We start from the raw sequence: 22,931 nt of genomic DNA, 5'->3' as shown, positions 1-22,931 counted from the left end.
AGCGTTTCAGGCCCCGTTCCCGTGGCTACGGGTAGATTGGCCGCGGCCCATTCGGGATATCCGGCTTCCAGCCGGGCGGCTGGGATCCGTGCCCCTGGAGCATGCGCACGGCCTCGTCAGCGAACACGCAATAGGGGCCACGACAGTACGCCACCACCGTCTGCCCGGCAGGGATTTCATCCAGCCGTGCCGCCAGCTTCTTCACTGGAATGGAGACGGCACCGGCGATGTGGCCGGCGCGGAACTCCGGTTCCGGCCGCACATCGAGCACCACAACGTCACCGGAAGCCATCCGTTCGCCGAGCTCGTCCTGGGTGAGGGTGTCCAGGGCCGAGCGGTCCCCCAAGTAGGAGGCGGCAAGCCTGTCGAGTTCGCTCACATGCTCGGCCGCAACCCGGCGGACTGCGGCCCAGAGGTCTACTACGGCCGGGCTGCTGAGCCGGTAATGGATCCGGGTCCCTTCGCGGCGGCTGGCGACGAGCCCCGAGCGGAGGAGGTTCTGCAAATGCTGGGAAGTATTGGCAACACTCTGGCCGATTTCACCGGCGATTTCGTCCACGGAGCGCTCACCCTGCGCCAGGACGTCCACGATTTCCGCCCGCCGTCCGCTTCCCAGGACCTTGGCGACCGATGCGAAAGCGTCAAAGAGGGCATCTTTTGCTTTCCTGTTGCCCATGAGCGGCGCTGCCTCCAAATTCAAGTAGATGCTTGACAACGTACACCGACCGGGTGTCAAATTCAAGTATTCAAGCTATCGCTTGAATATGCTTATCCCCAAGAGGCGAGCAGGAAGGAAGCACCAGCGATGACTGAGACAGCAACCCAGCGCAACGGCATAGATGCGGACGGGCTCCTCGCCACTATCGACGCCGTGAAGCAGGACCCCGCCCTGGGCAGTTTCACCTTCAAAGCCATAAGCGCGTGGCGCGGAGGGACCCGCAACAGCGGGCGCATCCGTGGATTCATCCAAGCAGGACAGCCGGACGGGAGCAGGAGTGAGGATTTTGTGCTGGAGGGGGACGAACCTCCGGTTCTCCTGGGCAGCAACGCCGGCCCCAACGCCGTCGAGCTTCTCCTCCAGGCACTTGGCTTCTGCTATGCCGTGGGCTATGCCGCGAACGCCGCAGCGCAGGGCATCGAGCTGACCGCGCTGGAATTCGACGTGGAAGGTGACCTGGACGTGCGGTCTTTCCTGGGGCTTGAAGGCCCGCGTCCCGGATTTACGGCAATCCGCGCCACAGCCCGGGTGTCCAGTCCCAACGCCACGCCCGAACAGCTGCAGGCCCTCTGCCGGTACGTCCAGAAAACCTCGCCCGTCAGGGACTGCCTGGCCAACCCTGTCCCCGTCGAGACCGCACTGGAAATCCGATGACCACCCAGGCCGCATCCGACACGGCGGCAGCAGTAAACCGCGGGGAGCTGGAGGCAAAGGTCAAGGAAGTCTACCGGGCAGTAGCACTGCACCCTGAGGGCCGGTACCACTTCAGGATGGGACGCGAACTGGCCCGGGAGCTGGGGTATCCGGACGAACTGCTGGACAAGGTGCCGGCCGGGGCACTCGAATCCTTTGCCGGCGTCGGGTACTTCTTTGGGCTGGCGGCCCTGGCGCCGGGGAAGCCGTGCTGGACCTGGGCTCCGGCTCGGGGACCGACGTCTTCGCCGCAGCTTCGGCTGTGGGCACGGGCGGAAAAGTGGTGGGCCTGGACATGACGGAAGAGCAGATGGAGAAAGCGGAGCGTCTCCGGCGGGAAGCCGGGCTGCCGCAGGTCACCTTCTCACGCGGCTATATCGAGGACCTCCCGTTCCCGGACAACTCTTTCGACTGCATCATCTCCAACGGCGTGGTCAACCTGTCGGCGGATAAGCCCGCCGTGTTCCGGGAAGCGGCCCGCGTACTGCGCCCAGGTGGCCGCCTGGCGCTGGCCGACATCGTCACCGAGAGGCCGTTGACTCCCGAGATTGTCTGCAACGCCGACCTGTGGGCGGCATGCGTCGGCGGCGCGGCGCAAGCCGGTTCCTACCGCAGTGCCATAGCCGACGCCGGATTCACCATCGAGCAACAGGAACGGAACAATTACGGGTTCCTTTCCGGCAGGGCACGTGCCGCCACAACCACCTACGGAGTCATGTCCCTGTCATTCCTGGCCCGGCTGTCGGAATAGCCGGCGGGTCACCTGCTGAACACCGCCGCGGGCTCCCGTTCCGTCCGGAGCGCGGGTGAGGAAGGTACGACGGCGGGCTCCAGCCTTTCGTTTGCCCAGCGCCGGAGCGGACGCTCCACCAGGCGGAAGGACGCCCAGGCGAACAGCACGGTCAGGGCTGCCGAGAGCGCGATGCGGAGCGGCAGCTCCGGAACCAGGGGCATCAGCAGCAGGTACACGGGGATGTGCCAGAGGTACATCCCGTAGGAGAGGTCACGGCCGGGGCCGGCAAGCCAAGGGTGGCTGAGGAACCGTGCCATGAACCCGGCGGGCTGCAGGACAAGGGCGCCGAGCAGCACAGCTGTCAGCAGGGAGAGCACCGTGGGGCCAAGGGTCCAGAAGGCGCTGAACCACAGGCCCGGCGTGTGCGGTTCCTCCAGCAGAAACAGGGCGGCCAGCAGGATGAGGGCGGCTGGCAGTGCGGCCCGGCGGGACACCGCCTGCAGGGAAACGTGGGCCCGCGAACCCGGCCGAATGCACGTCAGCAGCAGGGCCAGCGCACACCCGATCAGCAGTTCGTCGGCCCTGGTGTCCGGTCCGTTGTACAGCCGGCCCAGCGGCGCGCCGGCCATGACCAGGACGAACCGCTCCAGCAGGAAGGCCGCAGCCAGGCCGGCGGTGGCCCACGCAACGATGCGGACCCGCCAGAACCGCAGCATCACCAGCAGGAGCAGCGGCCACACGAGGTAGAACTGTTCCTCCACGGCGAGGGTCCAGGTGGGGCCGAGGGTTTCGCCGGTGATGGAGTTGCCGAACACGCCGAAGTGCGCCAGGTTCATGACGTAGCCTGCCGCCGGCAGGATGAACTCGGCCTGCCCGCCCCAGCCCGATTCGGGAAAGACAAAGCCCACCGCGAGGATCACCGCGCACAGGGCCAGCAGCGCCGGCCAGAGCCGGGCCAGCCGCTTCGCGTAGAAGACACCCAGCCGCAGCCCGCCCGTTGCCTGCCACTCCTTCATGATCAGCAGGGTGATCACGAAGCCGCTCAGGGTGAAGAAGACGTCCACCCCGATAAATCCGCCGGGCATCTGTTCGGTCGCCGTATGAAAAAAAGAAGACGCCCGCCACCGCGATGGTGCGGAGCCCGTCCAGGGCATGCTTGCGCCCCGAAATCAGCCCGCCTTCCGGGCTTGAGGGACGTTCCAGAACTGACGAATTTCCGCTGCTAGACCTAAAAACCACTAAGCAAGCATATATAACGTTTCGGTAACCGCGCTGAATGAAGTCTGGGCGCAGGCTGGGAATCGACCCCCGAACGCACGACGGCGGCGCGTCTGGCCGCCGTCGCTGCTCCTTGGGCCGGGGGTGATTCTGCGGCCGGTTCCCGCGCCTTAAGGGTTGACGTAACCTGCCGCGCAGGCTGCGTCCGCGGCCGGGGTGCCGTAAACGTAGAGCGCAATGTTTTCGCCCGCCCGGCCCTGGTGCACCAGCACGTGGAGCGGATGCGTCCGGTTCGCCGCTTGCGCGATGTCCACATTTGGGTTGTGGTCGAAGACGGCGTCCGGGAGGTCGACTCTCTCCTCCCCTGCGCCTTCCGCCATCACCACGCATTCGCCGTTGCCCACTACCTTGGCGTGGGTGTGGTCCGCGACCGCGGCGCCGGAGGAAGCAAGAAGCAGCAGCGCTGCCGCAGCTGACGCCGCCCCTACCGTACCGAGTGTCCTGGTGGTTTTCATGGCCATTCCTTTCGACGTGACAGGCACCATCGTGGCCACAGGAGACCCGCCCGTCAATGGGCAACCACTGCGACTGCGGACAGAGACCCGAAGCAGGGCTTTTCGCCTGCCCTCACTCAGAGTTGTTGGGTGAGGGCGGCCCAGGACTCGAGGAACTTCTCGGCAATGTGGGCGTGGCCGGCGGAGTTCGGGTGGGCGCCGTCGAAGTCGAACCCCGGGCTGTTGGCAGGAGTGAACCAGCCGGCGTCGATGGCGTCCACGAACGGGGCGCCGGCGGCCTCTGCTCCGGCGCGGACTGCGGTGTTCGTGGCGCGGAGCTCCTCCCCCAGCGGCTGGGGTGCCGACGGTCCCAGCACCACCACCTGGACCCGGGCCAGAACCGGCGCGCCGCCAAAACGGTCTGGGTGGTGGCGGCCTTGACCTCCTCGGCGTTGGGGAGCTGCGCGTCGTTCTGGCCGCCCTGCAGGATAAGGACGTTGGGGACGAAGGACGGGGTGGCGGCGATCTGCTGCAGCCGGAGTTCGTACTCGCCGCCCAGTTCATCCTGCGCGCCTCCGCCCAGGCGAACCCGGTGCCGCCCACGCCGTCGATGTTGGTGGGATACCCCAGCGCATTGGCAACGGGTAGGCCCACCCCTGGTCCGGCGAATCAGCGCCGTCACCGGCCGTGTAGGAGTCGCCAAGGATCAGGACCACAGGTTCGGCCGGCAGCTCGATTCCAGCCGGCGGGGCAGTTGCAGTTGCCGTGGACGCGGGAGTGGCCGTGGCGGTGGGAACCGCCGGAGCGCTCGGGGAAGCAGTGGCTGCGGGTGTGGCCACCTGGACGCTGGCGGGAAGGGGCTCCGCGGCCCCGCCCAGTCCACCCGGGTTCATCAGCGCAAGCGCCGCCACCCCGAAGGCAAGGACCGCCAGCACCGCGAGTGCAGCGTACTTCATCCAGTCCTGCATGCGCCCGCCGTTTCTCATCACGCGGCACATCCTACCGGTCCGGCGCCGCCGCCCCCGTGAGGGCGGCCGCCGGGACAGTAACGGAGCAGTAACGGTGGAGTAACGCCCGTCTGATCGACTGGTTCCTGTGTTCCCTCGCGTGTGAGGACGGTGATTGATGGGGCAGCCGTGGAGTTCCCTCCGGGTGGCAGGTGTGGCACTGGACGTCCCGGAACAGCTGGCCCCCTCCCAGGAACGCGCCATCGAGGGCGGCGCCGCCGTGCTTGAAGGCGCGGGCATCAGGCTGACCGTCGACGCGAGCCCCTTCGCTGACCCCCTCACCCGCTACACGGCCAAGCCCGGCTACGAGCACTGGCAGGAAAACGTGGGCAGCGCCACCGCGGACTTCGTCTCGTTCGAGGAGGAGGGAATCCGCACCGTTGCCGCCAACTTCCCCGGCCGCGCCACCGCCGTCGTCCATCTGTCCCCCGGCGCGGAACGGGACACCGCACTGCAGATCCTGCGAAGTATCCGAACAGATCAAGGAGAGTCCAATGACTGAAGAGCAGTACCGCGCGGCCCCGTACCTGGCCGCCGTCGAAAACACCGCCCCGGGGAACGCAGTCCGGGATTCAGCAAGGTCCAAAGCTACCTTGAGCGGTTCGGCTACCTGGGTGAAGCAACGCCCCGGGAGCTCGGTGTCCTGGACGACCCCACCGAAGGGGCCCTGAAGAATTTCCAGGAATTCTTCCACCTGCCCGTCACCGGTGTCTTCGACGACGCCACCCGCGACGTCATGATGCAGGCACGCTGCGGCCTTCCGGACATGCGCGGCGGTGAACTCGCCTTCGCCACCCAGTGCGCGTGGAACGACCGGACCCTGACCTACGCGTTTGATACCGGGACCGACGACGTTGCGGGCACCGCCGATTTCGACGCCATCCGGCGCGCCATCCAGACTTGGCAGAACGTGGGCGGACTGACCTTCACCGAGGTGGCCCTCGGCTCCAGCCCGGACATCCGCATCGGCTGGCGGCCTGCAGCGGACCCGGACCACTCGATGGTGGGCGGGGTCCTGGCGCACGCCGACTTCCCGCCCGGCTGCAGCGTGGTCACCAACACCCTGCCCAAACCGGTCCACTTCGATGACAGCGAGCACGTCTGGAGCGTGGGTGCCGCGGCGAGCGCGTTCGATATCGAGACGGTGGCGCTGCACGAGTTCGGCCACATCGTGGGGCTGGCGCACTCCAGCGTGGCCAACGCCGTGATGGCCCCCACCGTGTCCTCCAACTTCACCAAACGGGCCCTCACCCAGGACGACATCGACGGGTTCCGGGCCCTGTACCGGCAGCCCCGCAGGCCTGGTCCGGCTGGGACTCCCTGGGCGGCGTCATCACCTCGGACATCTCCGTAGGCAACAACAAGGACGGCCGGCTGGAGGCCTTTGCCCGCGGGACCGACGGCGCCGTGTGGCACCGCTGGCAGATCGCGCCCAACGGGAACTGGGCCGGCTGGAACTCCCTGGGCGGGGTCATCACCACCGAGATCGCCGTGGGCAGCAACCAGGACGGCCGGCTGGAAATCTTCGCCCGCGGCACGGACAACGCCCTCTGGCACCGCTGGCAGACAACCCCCAACGGCAACTGGGCGGGCTGGAACTCGCTGGGCGGCGTCATCACCGGGCCGCCGGCCACCGGCCGCAACGCGGACGGCCGGCTGGAGGTTTTCGCCCGCGGGACCGACGGCGCCGTCTGGCACCGCTGGCAGACCGCCCCGAACGGCAACTGGTCCGGCTGGAACTCCCTGGGCGGCGTGATCACCTCGGAGATCGCGGTGGGCAAGAACAAGGACGGCCGGCTCGAGGTCTTCGCCCGCGGCACGGACAACGCCCTGTGGCACCGATGGCAGACAGCACCCAACGGCAACTGGTCCGGCTGGCATTCGCTCGGCGGCATCCTCACGTCCAACATCACCATCGGCAGCAACAAGGACGGCCGGCTGGAGGCGTTCGTCCGCGGTACGGACAACGCGCTCTGGCACATGTGGCAGACGGCGCCGAACAGCGGCTGGTCCGGCTGGCATTCCCTGGGCGGCATCCTCACCTCCGATATCGCGGTGGGCAAGAACGCGAGCGGCCGGCTGGAGGCCTTCGTCCGCGGCACCGATAACGCGCTCTGGCACATGTGGCAGACCGCGCCCAACAGCGGCTGGTCCGGCTGGCATTCCCTGGGCGGCATCCTCACCTCGAACATCACGGTGGGCAGCAACGCCGACGGCCGCCTGGAGGTCTTTGTCCGCGGCACGGACAACGCCATGTGGCACAGGTGGCAGAACATGCCGTTCCTCACGGAAGAGTCCACCGCGGCCGCGGCGATGGCGGGCGGCACGGACATATCGTCCGACGGCGGCGCTCCCCAGAGCATCGAGATGCCGCTTGGTGCCATGGCCGGCAGCGTGACAACCAACGGCCACAAGGGTGCCGCGGCCCAGGAGATGCCCGCGGGGACGATGGACGGCGCGGAGAAGGAGCCCGCGACTGCCGAGGATTCCGGAGGCGGCCAGGAGACCGCCGGCGAGGGCACGTCGGAACAGGAGAAGCCGGATCAGGGGAAGTCAGATCAGGAGGCCTCGTCCGGGAAGATGCCGGCTGGAGGCATGCCGGCAGGCGTCTGACAGGCACCAAGGCGGGACGTACGACGGCGGCGCGCGGCCGCCGTCGTACGCTTGCCTTGCGGGTTTCCGCAGACTTCGTCTGGAGGCCCTTTTCCCGGCGCCTCCCGTCCGTATCATTCAAGGATGCAGCCCGGCTCAAGATCGCACAGGTTGTCGTTGGCTCTCCCCCGAGGGGAGGACTGGTAATGCTCAAAAGGACCGAAGCCCAGGCCATCGCGGCCGCGGTGGACCGGCTCGCCGAGCGGTTCCCCGATGAGCCCCGCTCCGTCGTCGAGGACGTGGTGGCCGAGGAATACAGCCTCCTGGACGGCTGCCGGGTGCGGGACTACGTCGCGATCCTGGTGGAACGCGGCGCCAGGCGCCGGCTGGTCCGCCGGCAGCTCAGCGCAGACTTCGCTAGTGCTCCCGGCGGGTCTCCTGGAGCCGCTTGATGAACCAGCGCGACTGCTCCGGGCCGTAGGGCAGGACGGGGATCGCCTTGGTGGCGTCGCTTGGGGTGTCGCGGATGGACTGGCGCGCCTGGCGGACGGCGGTGGTCATGGTGTCCGCCATGGTCTTCACGAACTGGTCGCTGCACGGCTTCCCGTGCCCGGGAATCAGGAACTCGTAGCGGTGGCGCAGCGCTGAAATGTGCCGCAGCGCGTCCGCCCACTCCTCCGGATAGGAGTCCTCGAAGGACGGGTGCGCTCCCTGCTCCACCAGGTCGCCCACGAACAGGGTGGTGGGGGTGCCCACCAGGAGGTCGCCGTCGGTGTGGCCGCGGCCCAGGTAGAAGAGCGTGGCGGTGAGGCCGCCCAGGTCCACCAGCACGGGCTGGTCCTTCACGATCGCGTTGGGGACCACCAGTTCCACGTTTGCGCCCTCACCGGTGGACATCTCCGGTTCCAGGGTCCCCACGAAGCGACGCTGCACGTCCCCGCGCTCATCGATCTCGGCGGCGCAGTTCTGGTGCGCCCAGAACTCCGTGACGCCGGCCTCGGCGAACACCGCGTTGCCGAAGAAATGGTCGTAATGCGCGTGGGTGTTGACGACGACGAGCGGCAGCTGGGTCTTTTCCCGCACCGCGTCCAGGATCTCCCTGCCCTGCCGGGGGCCGCAGCCGGTGTCGATCACCATGGCCCGTTCGGATCCCACGATCAGTCCGGTGTTCAGCAGCGATCCTTCGGTGACCAGCACATAGTTGTCCGCGCCGACTTCGAGCCATTCCGACATTGTTTCTCCGTACCTCCGGCAAAGCAGTGTTCGTTCGTCTGGCTCCCGATTGTACCCAGCACTTCCTGAAGTTCCCGGGAAGCGCACCTACCGGAAGGTGAGGACAAGCTTGGGTGCGGTTGTGCTGCCAGCCTCCTTCGAGTTCAGTGCCAGCCCGTCGGTGCTGCCGGTATCCACGCCCAGGGTGAGCTGCTGGCCAAGCTCGCCGGCCAGGTCCGCAGTTGTCAGCGGGATGCTGTAGCCGGTGTTCACCGCCGTGGGGCCGAGGGTGCCGAGGCTGCCGGTGCCGAGCGCAGGGCGGTTGGTGTAGGTGATCCCGCTTTCGGTCCAGCTGTCGTCCGCCACCAGCTTGACGTTCTGCTTGCCGCCCGACGCATTGTCCCCAATGCTCAGCTGCAGCGCCGCGCTCTCCAGCGTCCTGCCGGCGTAGGCTGAGAGGTCGAACTTCAGGTACACAGCCTCCACCGGGCTGTTGTCCACCCACATGACGGATTTCTTGCTGTAGTTCGTCCCGTGCCGCGGCTGGACACGTAGCTGTCGGCGGTGGCGGTGAGCGTGACGGTGTCCGGGCCGGGGCCGGCCGCGGGAGCAGTGGTGAAGGTCCAGGTGTGGTCCGATGCCAGCGCGTTGCCGGCGGTATCCTTCACCCCTGCCGCGCCGCCTCTGATGGTTGCCGTGTAGGCCGTGTCCGGCGCCAGGTCCGAGTCCGGGTCCAGCGTGGCAACGCTGCCGGTGCCGCTGTACGTCACAGCGGCCGGCACCGCCGTCGTCCCCGCTGCCAGCGTGAACGTGTCCGCGGTGACCGTGGACGCATCCAACGTTTCCGAGAACTGTCCGGTCACGTTCGCCGTCACTGCCACATCGGCAGCGCCGGCGGCAGGGGACGTCGCCGTCACGGCCGGGGCGGTGGTATCGCCGGTGCCACCGCCGCCGCCCGTGCCGGCGGGTGGCTCGTAGAAGTGCCAGTACCGGCTGGTGGCGGTAACCCCGGCGAGCACCAGCAGGCCGCTGTTGGCCGTGCCCCGCGCCTCGCTGTTGAGGTTCTGCTTGGTGGAGGTCACGTCGTGGGCGTACTGGTCGGCATCCATGATGCGGTTGGTCTTCGTGGTGGTGAAGCTGATGTTGTCCAGCGGTGTGGACTTCTCGTAGATGGCGCCGCCCGAGCTGGCACAGGTGCCGGCGTTGGTGGTGCCGGCCGGCTTCGGATAGGTGGCGAACGTCCGCAGTTGCTGGGCGGTCTCGTCAATCAGGAGCATCACCCGGTTGGGGCACTCGGCCACGGTGGCGATCGTGTGCGCTGTCCAGTTGGTGCCGTTGAGCGCCAGCAGCTGGATCAGCGGCTGCGTGGATGACGTGAACGAGGTCTTGATGGCGGCGAACACGCGGTCGCCCGAGGAGTCCAGCCACTTCAGGTTCATATGGTCGTCACCGCTGCGCAGGCCGGACACCGCCGCTTGAGGATCGGACCAGTCAGTTTCCGGCGCGCCGTCCACGTGGAAGCTCCAGTACATGCCGTCGGTAGCGTCATCCTTCTGCCGGCTCCACATGACACCGACCTTCCCGTCGAACGCGATCAGGGCCGAGTTGTCATCGACAGACACGTCGCCCAGCGTCGAAGGATGCGCGAACGGGGTGCCCCAGGTGGCGCCGTCCGTTGCCGTGGCGTTCAGGTAGATCCTGTTCCCCTGCTGCCAGGTGGCCCAGACCCGGCCGGTGGAGTCCTTGTCGATGGTCAACGTCTCCACGCGCTGGTTGTTGATCTGCGTGGCACCCAGCAGGGTGTACTTCTTGACTCCTGCGTCATAGCTGTAGCGCCGCATGGTGGTGGGATAGTTCGGTTCGGCCGGGACGCCATCGTTGACGAACCGGTAGCTCGCCACGTAGAGCGTGGTCCCGTCCCACAGCACGTCATGGTGCGTGTTCGACCGCGGATCGGTGGCCACACCCGTGTCCACCCAGGTGCTCGTGGCGGAATCGAACCGGAAGATGTGGAAATCGGACGTGGCGGTGTCCCAGAGGTTTCCCCACCAGGTGCCGTCGTTGAACCACAGTGAGCTCGTGGCCCGCTTGGTGCCCGTGGGCGTCCCCGTCCCAAGGTGCGACGGGCCCTCAACCCCAATGTCGCCGTCGGCCGCGGAGGCCCCCACCGGCACCGCGAGGACACCGGTTATGCCAAGGAGCAGCACTGCCAGCACTGCATGGAGCCGGAGGTACCGGCGGCGGTCCAGGTTCACATCAAGCACAATCCACCCTCTTCAGCTAGAGCGTGCCCCCTGCCCACACTGATGCCCCACCGTACCAACGGGGCTTCCGGCCGATCACCAGTAGCGCCTACTCGCTTACCGGGCGGCCGCTACCTGCCGGGCAGGGTCTGATACCCGGGTGGACCGCTGCTAGTTCCTGGCCCAGATGGCCACCCAGTCAACGTAGACGTGGCCGGCAGTTTCGGGTGCCGGGCAGCCGGTCAGGCAGGATTCGGTCTGCAGGATGTAGCGCATGGGCGTGTCCGGGACCATGGACGTTGCCACGCCGATGGATTTGCCGTCCAGGAAGAATTCGATGCGGCCGGGAGTCCACTCGGTGGTTGCCACATGCCAGTCGGTGAACGGAACGCTGGGACGGAAGACGTCGAACGTGTGGTTGCCGTCCGGGCCGATGCCGTGCAGGGCGGCGTAGATGACCTTGGACAGGTCCCCTTCCGGGAAGTCGACTTCGCCGTCCTGCGGCCACTGCTTGCTGACCGGCCAGAGCAGCCAGGCCACCTTGAAACCGGGGAGGGAATCGGCCTTGAAGCGCACGGAGTAGCGCCCGTACAGCTGGCTGTTGTAGGGCGGCTGGGTGGCTCCGCCAACTACCGGCGAGGGGGCCGCGCCCATGGAAACACCGTTTTCGGAGTGCAGGAACATGTCCAGGACGCCGTCGTGGACACTCAGGACCTTCGACGGGTAATACCCGGACGTCCGCGCATCCTTGGGCTGCGTTTTGCCATGGGTGTCCGGCGTGCCGTCTTTGTAGGTCTCGTGCCATCTCGAGCCGTAGATGCCGGGAAAACCGCCAAGGGGCACATCCCCGTCCGTGAAGTCCTCCACGAAGACCTGCCGCCACCCATCCAGGTCACCTACCGGGACGGACTGGTAGAAGGCCGGAAACTCGGGCTTCGGAGCCGGCTCGGAGCCGCTGCCGTTGGCTGGCGCCGGGGAGTTGGTTTCGGCCGTGGCCGCCGGGGTGCTCGCCTCGACACTCGGCTCAGCACTTGGCTGCGGGGAACTTGGCTCGGACGTTGGCTCCTGGGAAGGAGCATCCGTGGTGGGCCGGGCAGACTCAGTCACCAGGGTCACGGGCTCGCCGCCCTGCCCTTCGGCGGTCTGTGCCCGCGGGGCATTGGCCGCAACGCTGAGCGTGCCGATGGTCAGCGCCAGGGAAACGACCATGAGGACGACGCCGCCGGTCCGGGCACGGTTCTTGACCGGTTTCGCGGGCAGCGCTTCTTCCTCAGGCACGAGGTGCCGCGGTGTCCCCTGCCCGCCCATCCAGGCAAAGCGGGAGTTGCGCGGGCTGTCTGCCATGGTGTCCTCCCAGCATGGTCCGGCCGGGGACTGCGGGCAAGAACGGAGCGCCCCGGCCTTATCCCCTTTGGTTCAGCGTAAGAGGGGCGCCGCAGCAGGTCACGAGTACCGAGTACTCATATTTGGGATTCACCTCTCGTGCAGGTACTTGGTCTTCCGCCATGTGGGAGAACCCCGGAGCGGTCAGGAATGGCCGCTGTTACACTCTGCTCATGATCGGGCTTCCCTTCGCGGGAGACGGGCTGGTGCACGCTGGCTTATTGGGGCTGGGAATCCTTGCAGCCCTGCTGTTTTACGCCTACGAAAAGCGCCGCAGAGGCCTTACCGATCCCCGGCTGTGGCCCATCGCAGGTTTCGCCATCGCCTTCGGCGCCATCGGCTCGCGTTTGCTGACGTGGGATTTTTCCCGGCAGATGTCCCTCGTTGACTGGTGGGGCAACGGCGACCGCAGCATCCTGGCCGGACTGGTGGGCGCATGGTTCGGCGTCCATCTGGGCAAGCGGCTGACAGGTTACCGCCAGTCCACCGGGGATTTGCTGGCGCCAACTGTCGCCCTGGCATTGATCATTGGGCGCGTCGGGTGCCTCCTCACGGAATTGCCCGGCACCCCGACCGGGGGGATGTGGGGGCTGATGCTTACTCCCACGCAGGCTGCAATGTTGGGTGGAGTTCCCGGGGTGGGGCTGCACCCTTCCTTTGCCTACGAGATCGTGTTCCATGCGGCCGCGTTCGCTCTCATGTGGCGGTACCGGGACCGCCTGCCCCAGTCCGGCGACCTCTTCATCTGCTACGTAACCTCCTATGCCCTGTTCCGCTTCGGCGTCGAATTCGTCCGCGGCAACGAGGTGCTCTGGCTGGGAATGAGCCGTCCCCAGTGGTTCCTCCTGGTGGTTCTTCCCCTGCTGCTCTGGCGGACGCTGCGGGTCTTTGGGAAACCGCTCCGCCCGAAGTTGGAGGAAGCAGCACCATGAGCGAGGGCTACCCGCCACGCCAGGAAGAGAAGGAGGATGAGCCCCCTGAACCGGCCCTCGGCCCCATGGGGTTGGGAATCCTGCTGGGGGCTACTGCCCTGTATGTCTTCTATCTCTTTGCGCTCTCCTCCATGCATTTCCTCGCCGGGCCTGCAGCGTTGATTCCAATCGGCGTCTACCTCTTGGTAGCAGTTGTTCTGGCGGTCCGGCCGCGCACGTCCCGGCTTGGTGCGGGGCTGCTGATTGGCCTGGGAATCTTCACCCTGCTCGGGGGTGGGATCTGTGTCGGACTCCTCGCGCAGATGAGGCCCTTGAGATGAACCCCGTCACCGTTGATATCCCCCTGCTGCTCCGGCGGACGCTGCGGGTCTTCGGGAAAGCACTCCGCCCGAAGTTGGAGGAGAATGCGGCATGAGCGAGAACTACGTATCGTCCCAGGAAGAGGAGAAGTCCCCTGACCCAAGGCGCGGGCTCTTCATGCTGCTCGGAATTCTGTTGGGGACTCCTGCCCTTTATGCCCTTTATTTCGGGACAACAGCCGGCATCGCCCCGGATCAGGGGTATAAAACCCCTCTCGCCGGACCTGCGGCGTTGATTCCCATCGGCGTCTACCTGGCGATAGCCGGCGTTTTGGCAATCCGTCCGCGCACGTCCGGTTTTGGTGCTGGCCTGCTGATTGGTTTGGGGATCTTCGTCCTGCTCGGCGGCGGGGTCTGCGTCCTGTCCCTCTCGCAGATGAGCGGCCGGATATGAACCCGTCCTCTTCCCGGCAGGCGCTGCCCGGTCCCGGCCAGCCTCTTCGCGGGGACCGCATCCACCGGTACGTCACCGCCTTCTGTCCCCGCTGCCACGAGGCCAACCCACCGCTCGCGCAGGTCCGGCGCCTCTCCGGTGCGCTGCTGATCCGCGATGGCCGGGTATGGCTTGAACGCGGCTGCCCGGACCATGGACTCGTCAGGACGCTCTACGACGAGTCCCCGGAAATCCTGCGCTACCTGGAGAGGTGGCAGGCCCCGACCAAGCAGCACATCCCGGACCAGGCCGGCAACTACCGCCAGATACCCGAGGCCTACGCCTACGGGCTGCCCGCCATGCAGACGCAGCACACGTGCATCCTCTTGCAGGACATCATCGAACATTGCAACCTGCGCTGCCCCACCTGCTTCACCGCCTCCGGACCCCAGCTGCAGGGAGTGGCACCGCTCAGCGAGGTCCTTGCCAATATCGACACCCGGCTTGCCCGCGAAAACGGGCGGCTGGACGTGCTGATGCTCTCCGGCGGTGAGCCGACGCTGTACCCTCATCTGGCTGAACTCCTGGATGAGCTCGTCGCCCGGCCGATCGTCCGGATCATGGTGAACAGCAACGGCATGCTCATTGCCACCGACGACGAACTCCTCGCGCTACTGGCTGAACACCGGGACCGGGTGGAGGTGTACCTCCAATACGACGGCCCGTCCAAGGAAGCATCCATCCACCACCGGGGCGGCGACCTGACCCGCTTCAAAGACATGGCCATCGCGCGCCTGTCCGAGGCCGGCGTGTTCACCACCCTGACCATGACGGCGGCCCTCGGCGTCAACGACGGCGAGGTGGGCGCCGTCGTCATGCGGGCCTTGGAAACCCCGTTCGTAGGCGGGGTCGCGCTGCAGCCGGTGTTCGGTTCCGGGCGCGGCCACGGCATCGATCCTTTGGACCGGCTCACGCACACTGGCGTGCTGGACCGGCTCGCGGAGCAGACGAACGGAGTGGTGTCCTGGCACGACCTGACGGCACTCCCCTGCTCACATCCGCACTGCGCCTCGGTGGGCTACATGCTGAAGGATGACGCAGGGGTCTGGCGTTCTCTGACAGCCCTTATCGGGCACGACCAGCTGCTCGCCTGGCTGGAACTCAATCCCGACACCATCGCCAACCGCATCGCCGACAGCGCCATCCCCCTCGAGCTGCGCAACCTCATGAAGACCTCCCTCCTGGATCTTCTCAGTGAGCAGTCCTCGCTGTCCCACCCGCGGACAATGGACCTCTGGAAGAACATCTGCACCCAGTGCGACCTGGGCATCGGCACCCTCACCACCCTGGCTGCCGGCAAGCTACCAGGGCAGCAGCAGCGGTTGCGCCGGCTCCTCGGCGAACGGATCACCCGGATCATGGTCAAGCCCTTCATGGACATCTCGACCATGATCGAGGAACGGCTCACCCAATGCTGCGTCCACGTGGGCACAAAGAGCGACGCCGGCGATCACCAGTGTGCCCCGTTCTGCGCTGTCCAGGCCTGGCCCGCCCTGGCCAGGCAGCGGATGAGCACAGCCACGGGCACGCGGCTCCTCCCGGTCCGCCAGGTCTGAGCCACGGATAAGGAGGAATGATGAGTTCCGCTTCCGACGCACGGCGGATTGCCGCGGGGCCATCGCCGTCGCATCTTGTGCGCTCCAAGCATTCAGCCCGGCATGGACACCGGCCTGACCCCGACGCCGATCCGCAGTCACCGCCGCCCTTCGATCCGCTGCGGCTCTGCATCTTCGCGACCATTGCCCTGCTGGGCTGGGTAGCCGGCCCGGTGGCCCTGGCCGTGTTCGCCGCCGTCGGATTCGCAGGCTATTGGAAGGCCCGACGGCGGGGCCTTACGAAGTCGAAGTGCTACCTCCGCGATACCAGGCTGGTCCTGGCCTACCTGGGTGCCCTCCTGGCAGCGGGGCTATGGGGGATCTACTCGCTGGCGGCCCAACTGCTCGGCTCCTAGCGCCTCCTGGATTCACGTTCCGCGCGGTCCATGCGCAGACGACGGCGGCAGATGCCGCCGTCGTCCATCATGGGGTTACTGCGCCTTCGGTCGGAGCGGGACCAGCCATCCTGCCCATTCCCGGGCGGAGCTGAAGCTCCACGTTTTCGCCCCGCTTGCCCCTGCCGCCGCCTGGACACCGTCGGCAACCTCGAACCGGCGGGCGCCGGCCTCCACTGCCTGGACCATTCCGGCCGGCGAGTTGAGGGTGACCGAGCTCGAATTGACGCTCATGCATCCGACGAGCATCGCGTTCGCGGTGGTGGTGGTGACTGACGGGACGGTTCCGGAGGATGCTGCCCCGCCGGCCGCAGTGGTGGCGGTAGCGTCAGGCCCTGAAGCACCGGAGTACCTCGCAATGGCACCGCCGCTCGTCGTCGACGTCGTAGTCCACGAATAGCCCGTCGGCTCGGAAGCGGTGGCCACCTTGTAGTAGCCGTAGACCTTCGGATTGGCGACGCTGGTCACCGATGCTATCCGCGTCCACCCGGCAGGGGCACCCGTCAAGGAGATGGAGCCGCCGTTCAGGGCCACACAACTGACCAGCACATCGCCTGGGGCGGTGTTGGCCGGTTTGGGAATCGTGAGCGTGCTGCTTGATGTGGTGTTCGTTGCTTGGCTGACGGATTCGCGAACGATAGTTCCGGTGCCGCCCGGTGCGCTGGTGGTGACGTTCCAGGTCTGCGCGGCCGCCGTCGCGTCGGTATTGCCGGCTGAGTCCGTGGCCCAGACATTGAAGGTGTGGGACCCCACTGCCAGCCCCGTGTAGTTCTGGGCGAGGTGCAGGCGGCGCGCGGCGCGCCGTCGAGGCTGCATTGGAATGTCGAATTGGCTTCATTAGAGCTGAAGGCGAAGGAGGCGCTGGTCGACGTTGTTGATGCGGGCGGCCCGGATGTAATGGTCGTTTCTGGGGCGGTGGTGTCCCCCGACGGCGGTGCAGTGCTCACTGTCCACGTGTAGCTGGCAGGCGTCTGATCAACTCCGTTCTGGTCAGACGCCCGGACCTGGAAGGTGTGGGCACCATCGGCCAGACCCGTGTACGAGACCGGGCTGGTGCAGTTGGTAAAGGCTGCGGAGTCGAGCGAGCATCCGAAGGTGGCGCTGGCCGACGTCGAGGTGAAGCTGAACTGGGCCGAGGAGGAACTCGAAGGGTTGGCCGGCTGGCTGGTGATGGTGGTGTCAGGCGCAGTCGGGGTGGGCGTGGGGGTCCCGCCCCGATCTTCCGGGGATCGAAGGCCGTATCAACGACCAAGGCCGGTGAATATGCGGCAGCGATGGACTGCCATGGAACCACTTTGAAGTTCTGGTTTCCAGTGTCGTTGGAATGGTCCTGCGTTACAAAGAAGCCCTGCGGGAAAGGTCCACCTACTCCAAAGTTGGTGACGTCTATGCCGTCCATGCCTGTAACAGCATCGATCCCATTTCCGGCAGGGATGGCGAAGGATCCCAAGGGCCTATTGTCATCTCGGGTATAGACGTGGAACCGGTGGGATCCTTGGCTCACGGCCAGCAGGTAACCGGTGCCACCGCTGCCGTAGTAGATGGCGATGCCCTTGATGTCCTGAACTATGTCGCCGCCATTCTCGATGGTGCTGACAACCTTCGTGCCGGTGGTCGGATCCCCGGGTTCGGCGCCGTAACGCCAGATCCCGCCGACGTCCTCCTGCGCCAGATAGATCCGCTTCATCTCGTCATCAGCAACCAGGCCCTCCGTGTGTGCCGGGCCGCTCACTGTCCAACTGCGTACGAGTTTGCCGGTGACTGACCCCGTCGAACCATTAAGTTCCCACTGCTCAACTTTTCCGATGTCGGTGACATACGCGTAGTACTTACCCGTGTCCGGAGAGACATAGAAGGAGAACCCGCGGGGAGTGCCGATGTTGGCCGTGGGCAGGAAGCTTCCGACCTTCGTCAAAGAGCGGTCTGATTCGTTGACCTTGTAGAAGTCAAGGCTTCTTTCCCGGTTCGATACACCTACCAGGCCAACTTTGCTGCTGCCGAGCGGGAAGTTGTAGCGGACATCCACGTTGTTCATGCGTCCGTCGGGGTAGTAGAACAGTTCCTTTCCGGACAGGTCGTAGACCACAAGGCCGCGTCCGTCCCGGCTCTTGTCCGTGCCGATGATGGTGCTCTTCGACGGATCGGTGGGGTGAATCCAGATGGCCGGGTCATCCGCGGCGTCTCCCGATCCGTGCATTGGCGCCGTTTCAACAGTCGCCAGCACCTGGGCGACGGCGGCCGTTGCCGCCGGAGTGGTTAGCCCCATAATGAGGCCTGCCACCGCCAGGACAGCAGCACACCTGGATTTGAGTGTCATTTTTCCTCCAACGCTGGATGCCGCACGTCCCGGGCGGTGGTTGGACATTAGCCCTCTGATTTGGGCAGTGGGAAGGACTGGGTAGGAAGTAGGGGGCACGAACATGGAAATAGGGGGATCTGCGGGCCCTCCCGCCGAAGCGGTTAAGGCGCAGTTAAGCGGCAAGCAGGACGCTTAGAACGCAAAGGAAAAGCCAGCCGGAAGTCACTCATAAGCCGGCATAGTCCAGGGAAAAGGCCGCCCTCAACAGGCGGCACCGCACGAAAGGAGCAGTACGTTGTCCGCACTAATTGGAGATCATCGAGCAACCGGGCACGAGACCGGGCCACTGTCTGCGCACGACGTGCGGTTCGCCCGGAAACACAGGGGAAGGCGGGCCGCTGCCTTCGCGCTGGCTGCCGCCGCTTCGCTGTCGACGGCGGTGCTGTCCGCCGGACCTGCCCAGGCCGTTTCCGCGCATGGCTGGGTTGACTCCCAGGCCGTCTCGGTTGTGCTGCCGTTCACCGCTGCGGAAATCAGCGCCCTGCAGGAGCTTGGCGACTTCCTCGGCGCCAACTCAAGAATCACGGCTGACCGCTACGCCTCGGGCAACGCCTACCGGAGCTGACATCGGATGGTCCAGGGAATCTGGGCTTGGCGGGACAGGGTCGCGTACATGCGGACCTGTCCCGCTCCCATGACGTCGAACCACTATAAAAGTAGTGACACTCCACTACATAAGTAGTAATCTGGCCCCGTGGCCACACACTCATCGGGATCCAGTCCGGAAGCGCCGGCCCCCGGCGCCGGCGGGTCCTGCCAGATTTCCCCACGGAGGCCAGCCATGACCGATTTCTTCACCATGCATCCCGGCGAAACCGCGGCGCCCCTGCCGCCGGGGCCGGTCCTGTCCACTGCGTCCACCGGCATGCAGCGGGTCCACCGCTTCCTGCTCTGGGCCTACGACGAGGCGCCCGGCCTGGTGCGTTCCACCGGCCCCGGAGACACCGCCCGCGCCGCCTACGTGGGAAAAATGCTCAGCAACTTCCACAAGGTGCTCCTCGTCCACCAGGACGGCGAGGACCTGCTGATGTACCCAAAGCTGGGCGAACGGGCACCGGCGAGCGCACCGCACGTAGGGCAGATGCTCAGCCACCACAAACAGATCAGGGACCACCTGGAGGCCATCGATCCCATCCTGAAGCAGTGGATGCAGACGGCGGATGCAGAGACCAGGACCGAACTCATCCGGCGCTACGAGGACCTGCAGCCGGTCCTCAACGAGCACCTGCGCCGCGAGGTCACCGAGGTGATGCCCGTCGTCGACCGGGTGATGACCGAAAAGGAACTGATGGCACTCCCCAAGCACGGCGTGGAGCAGTACGACAAGAAGTTCCTGGTCTCCTTCCTCGGCATGGTCCTGGCCACGAACCCGCCGGAAGACCGGAGGAGGATCTTCTTCGACGAGATCCCCGCCCCAATCCGCCTTGCCTACCGGCTGGTGGGACGCAGGATGTACCGGAAGCAATACGCGGCGCTCTTTCCCGGGCGCCCCATCCCCGAGACACTGTAGGCCGACGACGGCGGCCCGCGCCCGCCGTCGTACCTTCCGCGGCCGGCGGGACGGACCGCCGTAACGCCGGGGTAACGCGTCGTCCGGTCCACTGGGTCTTCCGGAAAAGCTGTCGAGGGGGCGGAGTACAGGCACGGGCTGGAGCGGCTGGTTCAACCTAGGTGAACCTGCGGGCGGTTAAGGACGCACTGTAGGAACCAAATGTTCGACGGCGGCACGCGGCCGCCGTCGGGAAGGTAAGGGGTAGGAATTATGAGGACTTTACAGACCCCGCAGGCATCGGCGGGCTCTCCTGCAGGGCGCATCGGGGCAGTGGCCGCCGCGGTCATTGGCCTGCTGGCCGGCCCGGCGGCCATTCCGGCGGCGGCCTACGACGACGGGCCGCTGGACTACGTGGCCTTCGGGGATTCATACACGGCCGGCATTGGGGCGGGAGTTCCTCGCCTATCGCTGCTCTACCCCATTGATCCTGCGGACCCTAAGCCGTGTTACCAGGCGTCACCGGGTTATGTGGATGTGCTGGACGCACTGGACGACATTGACCTGGCCGTCAACGCGGCCTGTGCCGGCGCTACCGCTGCTGCGACCACGGCTGTGGCACCCACGGTACCGGAGCAGATTACAGTGGCGTCCGACGCCGGTGATCTGGATTCAGAAACAGACCTCGTCACCATCACTGCCGGCGCCAATGACGTCAATTTCATCAACGCACTCCTGGCCTGCTTGACGCGCAGCGAGGCGGAATGCAGGACTGCAGTTGGTGCCGCCGAGGCCCTTGCCCAAAGCGTGTTGCCAGCTGTGCTGGCCCAGGATTACGGAGCTATTCAGACCAAGGCACCCAACGCCACGATCGCGGCGCTGGGATATCCGTACTTGTTCGCTCCGGAGTTTGCCGGTGGCGCACTCGTCGAGAACATCGAAATCTTCAACGCCGGTACCGATACCCTCAACAAGATCATCAGGGACGCCGCCAAGTCCTCCGGCGCCGTCTACGTCGAAATTACTGACGACTTCGCTGGTCACGGCATTGGTGCGGAGGATCCCTGGATCAACTTCAATCCAGCAGACCCCCCTGTTCGGCAGCAACTTCCACCCAACTGCCGAAGGTTATGCCAAGGGATATGCCGCAGCAGTCGTGGAGGAAGTGGAGATCGGCGAGTTGGCGCACTGACGGGTCAGGGCAAACCCTTCCCCTGAAAAGTCAGGAAGCCTCCGCTTAGCGTTCGACGCTTAACAAATGCATCAGCAAGGCCCGCCGCGGGTTGCCCGGATTGTCGAGGACATGGAATTCCAGTTGGCGGCGGGCCTCCGCTTCGCCGCTGGCCGTGTCTGAGAGGATCTCATCAATAATTTCCTGCGCCTGTTGCTCCAGGAGGACCACTTCCTGATCAGCTTCAGAAAACACCGTGCTGTTATTCATATTCAGCCTTGTCATGTCCGAGCAGGCCCTTATCAGGCCTGCATCCCAGGGCTCCCCAGCCCACTCCAGAATGTTCGGACATTACAAGGCGTCTGGGAGATGCCCGGACAATGACACGCAAATTCCCGGACAAGAATTTTCTGGAAGATGGCACTCAGTTTTTCGATTTTCGATTCGCAAACTGTCCAGCGCGGCCGAAATACGGGTAGCGCCAGCAATTTTCAATAGCGGCATAAATTTTGCGCAGCGAAATCGACCGGACCGCTGGATAACATGGCGTGCCCGAGGCTTTGATCAGCGGACCTTCGCCTTGGTCACGGTGATCGTGATCGGGTCCGTGACCGCGTCGGGGCTGAGCCCGTTCGTGGCGGTCACACTGAACGTGAACCTGCCGGCCTTGGTCGGTGTTCCGGACAAGACTCCTGTGGTGGTATCCAGGGTTAGGCCTGGGGCAAGGCACCGGAGGCAACATGGAAGGTCGGGGCCGGGGCACCTGTAGCGGCGAATGTGTAGCTGTAGGCGGCACGCGTGTTCGACTTGGTCGGCGGTGTGGCCGCGGTGAACACGGGAGCTGCATCCACAGTGATGACCGACACCGTGTTGGAAGCCGTGTTGACGACATAAACCCTCGACCCGTTCGGGGCAACAGCAACGCTGGTCGGAGACGCCCCGACCGTGATGGTGGAAGTCACCGCGCCGGAGACCACGTCGATGACAGACACCGTGTTGGAACCGGAGTTGGTGACGTAGGCTGTCAACCCGTCCGGGGCAATCGCCACACTGTCCGGGGCCCACCCGACCGGGATGGTGGAGGACACAGTTCTGGTTGCCACGTCGATGACCGACACCGTGTCGCCCTCGTTGTTGGCGACGTAGGCTTTGGACCCGTCCGGCGTGAACGCAACGCCGGTCGGAGAAGACCCGACGGGAATGCTGGAGGTCATCTGGCTCGTGCCCACATCGACCACCGACACCATGTTGGAATCCTGCCCGTTGGTGACGTAGGCCGTTGAACCGTCCGGGGTGAACGCAACGGCGTTCGGAAGCGGCCCAACCGGGATGGCGGAGGTCATCGTTCCCAGGGCTACATCGATGACCGACAGCGTGTAGGTACCAGCGCTGGTGACATAAGCCTTCGACCCATCCGGCGTGAATGCAACGGCAGTCGGAGTCTCTCCCATCGAAATCGAGGAGGTCACCGTGCCCGACGCCACATCAATGACCGACACCGTGTCAGAACCGGTGCTGGTCACATAGGCCTTCGACCCGTTCGGGGTTACCGCAACACCGATGGGAAACGGCGCGACCGGGATCGTGGAGGCCGCCGCGCCTGAGGCAACGTCGATGACGGACACCGTGTCGGATTCGGCGTTGGTGACGTAGGCCTTCGACCCGTCCGGCGTGAAGGCGACGTCTCGAGGGCTCGACCCAACCGGGATGGTCGAGGTCACCGTTGTTGCAGCGGTTGCGGGGAGATTGCCGGCCAGCATGAGCGCCGCAACAATTGTTCCGACGACGGCCGCACGCCGCCTGCGCGGGCCGGCTTGCCTAACTTGAGCCGCAGGTCGGACCGAGTGTCGCCGGGACCGTGTCTTTAGTAGCTGCATCAGATTTCCCCTTTTAACGGCGGGCCGA

At 65.8% G+C, this 22,931-nt stretch carries 30 protein-coding genes; 16 read left to right on the top strand and 14 right to left on the bottom strand.

Features of this window, described 5'->3' with window-relative positions; translation table 11 throughout:
- Window positions 1–25: 25 nt before the first annotated feature.
- Window positions 26–700: an ArsR/SmtB family transcription factor gene (locus tag ACPEE0_RS04060; protein ID WP_424573991.1), complete on the bottom strand. Its 675-nt coding sequence runs from the start codon at window positions 698–700 to the stop codon at window positions 26–28.
- A 105-nt stretch (window positions 701–805) separates the two neighbouring features.
- On the opposite strand from ACPEE0_RS04060, the gene ACPEE0_RS04055 reads away from it, so the two are divergent.
- From ACPEE0_RS04055 to ACPEE0_RS04045, 3 genes are read left to right on the top strand one after another with little or no spacing between them, the layout of a single operon-like run.
- Window positions 806–1,372 carry an OsmC family protein gene (locus ACPEE0_RS04055; RefSeq protein ID WP_424573990.1) on the top strand — a complete coding sequence of 189 codons (567 nt, stop codon included), beginning with the start codon at window positions 806–808 and terminating at the stop codon, window positions 1,370–1,372.
- Window positions 1,369–1,710 (top strand): hypothetical protein, encoded by a 342-nt coding sequence (locus ACPEE0_RS04050; protein WP_424573989.1) that lies wholly within the window; start codon window positions 1,369–1,371, stop codon window positions 1,708–1,710. Before ACPEE0_RS04055 ends, ACPEE0_RS04050 begins: the two co-directional genes overlap by 4 nt.
- On the top strand, window positions 1,620–2,162 hold the full coding sequence (locus ACPEE0_RS04045; RefSeq protein WP_424573988.1) for a methyltransferase domain-containing protein: 543 nt from the start codon (window positions 1,620–1,622) through the stop codon (window positions 2,160–2,162). Before ACPEE0_RS04050 ends, ACPEE0_RS04045 begins: the two co-directional genes overlap by 91 nt.
- A gap of 8 nt (window positions 2,163–2,170) precedes the next feature.
- On the opposite strand, the gene ACPEE0_RS04040 is transcribed toward ACPEE0_RS04045, so the two are convergent.
- The 4 genes from ACPEE0_RS04040 to ACPEE0_RS04025 all read right to left on the bottom strand — a co-directional run bounded on the left by ACPEE0_RS04040 (window position 2,171) and on the right by ACPEE0_RS04025 (window position 4,845).
- Window positions 2,171–3,229, bottom strand: a complete 1,059-nt coding sequence (locus ACPEE0_RS04040; RefSeq protein WP_424573987.1) for an acyltransferase family protein — start codon at window positions 3,227–3,229, stop codon at window positions 2,171–2,173.
- Between the two features lie 303 nt (window positions 3,230–3,532).
- Window positions 3,533–3,877: a hypothetical protein gene (locus tag ACPEE0_RS04035; protein ID WP_424573986.1), complete on the bottom strand. Its 345-nt coding sequence runs from the start codon at window positions 3,875–3,877 to the stop codon at window positions 3,533–3,535.
- A 116-nt stretch (window positions 3,878–3,993) separates the two neighbouring features.
- The gene (locus ACPEE0_RS04030) at window positions 3,994–4,239 is read right to left on the bottom strand and encodes an SGNH/GDSL hydrolase family protein (RefSeq protein WP_424573985.1); all 246 of its coding nucleotides are present in this window, start codon (window positions 4,237–4,239) and stop codon (window positions 3,994–3,996) included.
- A gap of 177 nt (window positions 4,240–4,416) precedes the next feature.
- Window positions 4,417–4,845, bottom strand: a complete 429-nt coding sequence (locus tag ACPEE0_RS04025) for a hypothetical protein (protein WP_424573984.1) — start codon at window positions 4,843–4,845, stop codon at window positions 4,417–4,419.
- A gap of 136 nt (window positions 4,846–4,981) precedes the next feature.
- Here ACPEE0_RS04025 and ACPEE0_RS04020 point away from each other — a divergent pair, with 136 nt between their 5' ends.
- The 5 genes from ACPEE0_RS04020 (at window position 4,982) to ACPEE0_RS04000 (ending at window position 7,907) form a co-directional block, all read left to right on the top strand.
- Window positions 4,982–5,365, top strand: a complete 384-nt coding sequence (locus ACPEE0_RS04020) for a hypothetical protein (RefSeq protein ID WP_424573983.1) — start codon at window positions 4,982–4,984, stop codon at window positions 5,363–5,365.
- Window positions 5,358–5,534, top strand: a complete 177-nt coding sequence (locus tag ACPEE0_RS04015) for a hypothetical protein (protein ID WP_424573982.1) — start codon at window positions 5,358–5,360, stop codon at window positions 5,532–5,534. Before ACPEE0_RS04020 ends, ACPEE0_RS04015 begins: the two co-directional genes overlap by 8 nt.
- Window positions 5,474–6,217, top strand: a complete 744-nt coding sequence (locus ACPEE0_RS04010) for a matrixin family metalloprotease (protein WP_424575237.1) — start codon at window positions 5,474–5,476, stop codon at window positions 6,215–6,217. The genes ACPEE0_RS04015 and ACPEE0_RS04010 overlap by 61 nt, the downstream gene beginning before the upstream one ends.
- Before the next feature lie 53 nt (window positions 6,218–6,270).
- Window positions 6,271–7,476 (top strand): hypothetical protein, encoded by a 1,206-nt coding sequence (locus ACPEE0_RS04005; protein WP_424573981.1) that lies wholly within the window; start codon window positions 6,271–6,273, stop codon window positions 7,474–7,476.
- A 185-nt stretch (window positions 7,477–7,661) separates the two neighbouring features.
- Window positions 7,662–7,907, top strand: a complete 246-nt coding sequence (locus tag ACPEE0_RS04000) for a three-helix bundle dimerization domain-containing protein (protein WP_424573980.1) — start codon at window positions 7,662–7,664, stop codon at window positions 7,905–7,907.
- On the opposite strand, the gene ACPEE0_RS03995 is transcribed toward ACPEE0_RS04000, so the two are convergent.
- The 4 genes from ACPEE0_RS03995 to ACPEE0_RS03980 all read right to left on the bottom strand — a co-directional run bounded on the left by ACPEE0_RS03995 (window position 7,873) and on the right by ACPEE0_RS03980 (window position 12,254).
- Window positions 7,873–8,688, bottom strand: coding sequence for an MBL fold metallo-hydrolase (locus ACPEE0_RS03995; protein ID WP_424573979.1), 816 nt, complete (start codon window positions 8,686–8,688; stop codon window positions 7,873–7,875). The two genes, ACPEE0_RS04000 and ACPEE0_RS03995, sit on opposite strands and share 35 nt — an antisense overlap.
- Window positions 8,689–8,775: 87 nt before the next feature.
- The gene (locus tag ACPEE0_RS03990) at window positions 8,776–9,174 is read right to left on the bottom strand and encodes a DUF7594 domain-containing protein (protein WP_424573978.1); all 399 of its coding nucleotides are present in this window, start codon (window positions 9,172–9,174) and stop codon (window positions 8,776–8,778) included.
- Entirely contained in the window at window positions 9,135–10,931 is a 1,797-nt protein-coding gene (locus ACPEE0_RS03985; RefSeq protein ID WP_424573977.1) for an Ig-like domain-containing protein, read from the bottom strand. The genes ACPEE0_RS03990 and ACPEE0_RS03985 overlap by 40 nt, the downstream gene beginning before the upstream one ends.
- Window positions 10,932–11,081: 150 nt before the next feature.
- Window positions 11,082–12,254: a family 16 glycosylhydrolase gene (locus ACPEE0_RS03980; RefSeq protein WP_424573976.1), complete on the bottom strand. Its 1,173-nt coding sequence runs from the start codon at window positions 12,252–12,254 to the stop codon at window positions 11,082–11,084.
- Between the two features lie 212 nt (window positions 12,255–12,466).
- Between ACPEE0_RS03980 and ACPEE0_RS03975 the strand changes: the two genes are divergently transcribed.
- From ACPEE0_RS03975 to ACPEE0_RS03955, 5 genes are all read left to right on the top strand, one after another.
- Window positions 12,467–13,225: a prolipoprotein diacylglyceryl transferase gene (locus ACPEE0_RS03975; RefSeq protein ID WP_424573975.1), complete on the top strand. Its 759-nt coding sequence runs from the start codon at window positions 12,467–12,469 to the stop codon at window positions 13,223–13,225.
- Window positions 13,222–13,545 carry a hypothetical protein gene (locus ACPEE0_RS03970; RefSeq protein ID WP_424573974.1) on the top strand — a complete coding sequence of 108 codons (324 nt, stop codon included), beginning with the start codon at window positions 13,222–13,224 and terminating at the stop codon, window positions 13,543–13,545. Before ACPEE0_RS03975 ends, ACPEE0_RS03970 begins: the two co-directional genes overlap by 4 nt.
- A 91-nt stretch (window positions 13,546–13,636) precedes the next feature.
- Window positions 13,637–13,978 (top strand): hypothetical protein, encoded by a 342-nt coding sequence (locus ACPEE0_RS03965; protein WP_424573973.1) that lies wholly within the window; start codon window positions 13,637–13,639, stop codon window positions 13,976–13,978.
- Window positions 13,975–15,573, top strand: a complete 1,599-nt coding sequence (locus ACPEE0_RS03960; RefSeq protein WP_424573972.1) for a radical SAM protein — start codon at window positions 13,975–13,977, stop codon at window positions 15,571–15,573. Before ACPEE0_RS03965 ends, ACPEE0_RS03960 begins: the two co-directional genes overlap by 4 nt.
- A gap of 17 nt (window positions 15,574–15,590) precedes the next feature.
- Complete coding sequence (locus tag ACPEE0_RS03955) at window positions 15,591–15,968, top strand: hypothetical protein (protein WP_424573971.1); 378 nt, start codon at window positions 15,591–15,593, stop codon at window positions 15,966–15,968.
- A gap of 75 nt (window positions 15,969–16,043) precedes the next feature.
- On the opposite strand, the gene ACPEE0_RS03950 is transcribed toward ACPEE0_RS03955, so the two are convergent.
- Together ACPEE0_RS03950 and ACPEE0_RS03945 are read right to left on the bottom strand one after the other, a co-directional pair.
- A complete protein-coding gene (locus ACPEE0_RS03950; RefSeq protein WP_424573970.1) occupies window positions 16,044–16,823 on the bottom strand; it encodes a hypothetical protein in 780 nt (259 codons plus the stop codon).
- A 127-nt stretch (window positions 16,824–16,950) separates the two neighbouring features.
- Complete coding sequence (locus ACPEE0_RS03945) at window positions 16,951–18,324, bottom strand: phytase (RefSeq protein ID WP_424573969.1); 1,374 nt, start codon at window positions 18,322–18,324, stop codon at window positions 16,951–16,953.
- A 277-nt stretch (window positions 18,325–18,601) separates the two neighbouring features.
- Between ACPEE0_RS03945 and ACPEE0_RS03940 the strand changes: the two genes are divergently transcribed.
- The 3 genes from ACPEE0_RS03940 to ACPEE0_RS03930 all read left to right on the top strand — a co-directional run bounded on the left by ACPEE0_RS03940 (window position 18,602) and on the right by ACPEE0_RS03930 (window position 21,073).
- Window positions 18,602–18,931, top strand: coding sequence for a hypothetical protein (locus ACPEE0_RS03940; RefSeq protein WP_424573968.1), 330 nt, complete (start codon window positions 18,602–18,604; stop codon window positions 18,929–18,931).
- A gap of 216 nt (window positions 18,932–19,147) precedes the next feature.
- On the top strand, window positions 19,148–19,876 hold the full coding sequence (locus ACPEE0_RS03935) for a hemerythrin domain-containing protein (protein WP_424573967.1): 729 nt from the start codon (window positions 19,148–19,150) through the stop codon (window positions 19,874–19,876).
- 252 nt (window positions 19,877–20,128) lie between these two features.
- A complete protein-coding gene (locus tag ACPEE0_RS03930) occupies window positions 20,129–21,073 on the top strand; it encodes an SGNH/GDSL hydrolase family protein (RefSeq protein ID WP_424573966.1) in 945 nt (314 codons plus the stop codon).
- Between the two features lie 19 nt (window positions 21,074–21,092).
- Here ACPEE0_RS03930 and ACPEE0_RS03925 read toward each other — a convergent pair whose 3' ends face one another.
- The 3 genes from ACPEE0_RS03925 to ACPEE0_RS03915 all read right to left on the bottom strand — a co-directional run bounded on the left by ACPEE0_RS03925 (window position 21,093) and on the right by ACPEE0_RS03915 (window position 22,786).
- Window positions 21,093–21,296, bottom strand: a complete 204-nt coding sequence (locus ACPEE0_RS03925) for a hypothetical protein (protein WP_009356410.1) — start codon at window positions 21,294–21,296, stop codon at window positions 21,093–21,095.
- A gap of 294 nt (window positions 21,297–21,590) precedes the next feature.
- Window positions 21,591–21,713 carry a hypothetical protein gene (locus ACPEE0_RS03920; protein ID WP_424573965.1) on the bottom strand — a complete coding sequence of 41 codons (123 nt, stop codon included), beginning with the start codon at window positions 21,711–21,713 and terminating at the stop codon, window positions 21,591–21,593.
- A gap of 23 nt (window positions 21,714–21,736) precedes the next feature.
- A complete protein-coding gene (locus tag ACPEE0_RS03915; RefSeq protein WP_424573964.1) occupies window positions 21,737–22,786 on the bottom strand; it encodes a beta-propeller fold lactonase family protein in 1,050 nt (349 codons plus the stop codon).
- Window positions 22,787–22,931: the final 145 nt, after the last annotated feature.

The sequence above is a fragment of the Arthrobacter sp. SD76 genome, from assembly GCF_049726125.1.
Classification (GTDB): Bacteria; Actinomycetota; Actinomycetes; order Actinomycetales; family Micrococcaceae; genus Arthrobacter; species Arthrobacter nitrophenolicus.
This window is presented reverse-complemented; position numbering and strand designations above follow the sequence as displayed.

Coding starts and splice junctions, on each gene's coding strand:
- ACPEE0_RS04055 (WP_424573990.1), top strand. CDS start 806: ATGACTGAGACAGCAACCCAGCGCAACGGCATAGATGCGGACGGGCTC.
- ACPEE0_RS03955 (WP_424573971.1), top strand. CDS start 15,591: ATGATGAGTTCCGCTTCCGACGCACGGCGGATTGCCGCGGGGCCATCG.
- ACPEE0_RS03945 (WP_424573969.1), bottom strand. CDS start 18,324: ATGACACTCAAATCCAGGTGTGCTGCTGTCCTGGCGGTGGCAGGCCTC.
- ACPEE0_RS03970 (WP_424573974.1), top strand. CDS start 13,222: ATGAGCGAGGGCTACCCGCCACGCCAGGAAGAGAAGGAGGATGAGCCC.
- ACPEE0_RS04000 (WP_424573980.1), top strand. CDS start 7,662: ATGCTCAAAAGGACCGAAGCCCAGGCCATCGCGGCCGCGGTGGACCGG.
- ACPEE0_RS04040 (WP_424573987.1), bottom strand. CDS start 3,229: ATGCCCGGCGGATTTATCGGGGTGGACGTCTTCTTCACCCTGAGCGGC.
- ACPEE0_RS03915 (WP_424573964.1), bottom strand. CDS start 22,786: ATGCTGGCCGGCAATCTCCCCGCAACCGCTGCAACAACGGTGACCTCG.
- ACPEE0_RS03990 (WP_424573978.1), bottom strand. CDS start 9,174: ATGTGGGTGGACAACAGCCCGGTGGAGGCTGTGTACCTGAAGTTCGAC.
- ACPEE0_RS04035 (WP_424573986.1), bottom strand. CDS start 3,877: ATGAAAACCACCAGGACACTCGGTACGGTAGGGGCGGCGTCAGCTGCG.
- ACPEE0_RS03935 (WP_424573967.1), top strand. CDS start 19,148: ATGACCGATTTCTTCACCATGCATCCCGGCGAAACCGCGGCGCCCCTG.
- ACPEE0_RS03995 (WP_424573979.1), bottom strand. CDS start 8,688: ATGTCGGAATGGCTCGAAGTCGGCGCGGACAACTATGTGCTGGTCACC.
- ACPEE0_RS03925 (WP_009356410.1), bottom strand. CDS start 21,296: ATGAATAACAGCACGGTGTTTTCTGAAGCTGATCAGGAAGTGGTCCTC.
- ACPEE0_RS03950 (WP_424573970.1), bottom strand. CDS start 16,823: ATGCAGCCTCGACGGCGCGCCGCGCGCCGCCTGCACCTCGCCCAGAAC.
- ACPEE0_RS03975 (WP_424573975.1), top strand. CDS start 12,467: ATGATCGGGCTTCCCTTCGCGGGAGACGGGCTGGTGCACGCTGGCTTA.
- ACPEE0_RS04050 (WP_424573989.1), top strand. CDS start 1,369: ATGACCACCCAGGCCGCATCCGACACGGCGGCAGCAGTAAACCGCGGG.
- ACPEE0_RS03965 (WP_424573973.1), top strand. CDS start 13,637: ATGAGCGAGAACTACGTATCGTCCCAGGAAGAGGAGAAGTCCCCTGAC.
- ACPEE0_RS04015 (WP_424573982.1), top strand. CDS start 5,358: ATGACTGAAGAGCAGTACCGCGCGGCCCCGTACCTGGCCGCCGTCGAA.
- ACPEE0_RS03960 (WP_424573972.1), top strand. CDS start 13,975: ATGAACCCGTCCTCTTCCCGGCAGGCGCTGCCCGGTCCCGGCCAGCCT.
- ACPEE0_RS03980 (WP_424573976.1), bottom strand. CDS start 12,254: ATGGCAGACAGCCCGCGCAACTCCCGCTTTGCCTGGATGGGCGGGCAG.
- ACPEE0_RS03930 (WP_424573966.1), top strand. CDS start 20,129: ATGAGGACTTTACAGACCCCGCAGGCATCGGCGGGCTCTCCTGCAGGG.
- ACPEE0_RS04020 (WP_424573983.1), top strand. CDS start 4,982: ATGGGGCAGCCGTGGAGTTCCCTCCGGGTGGCAGGTGTGGCACTGGAC.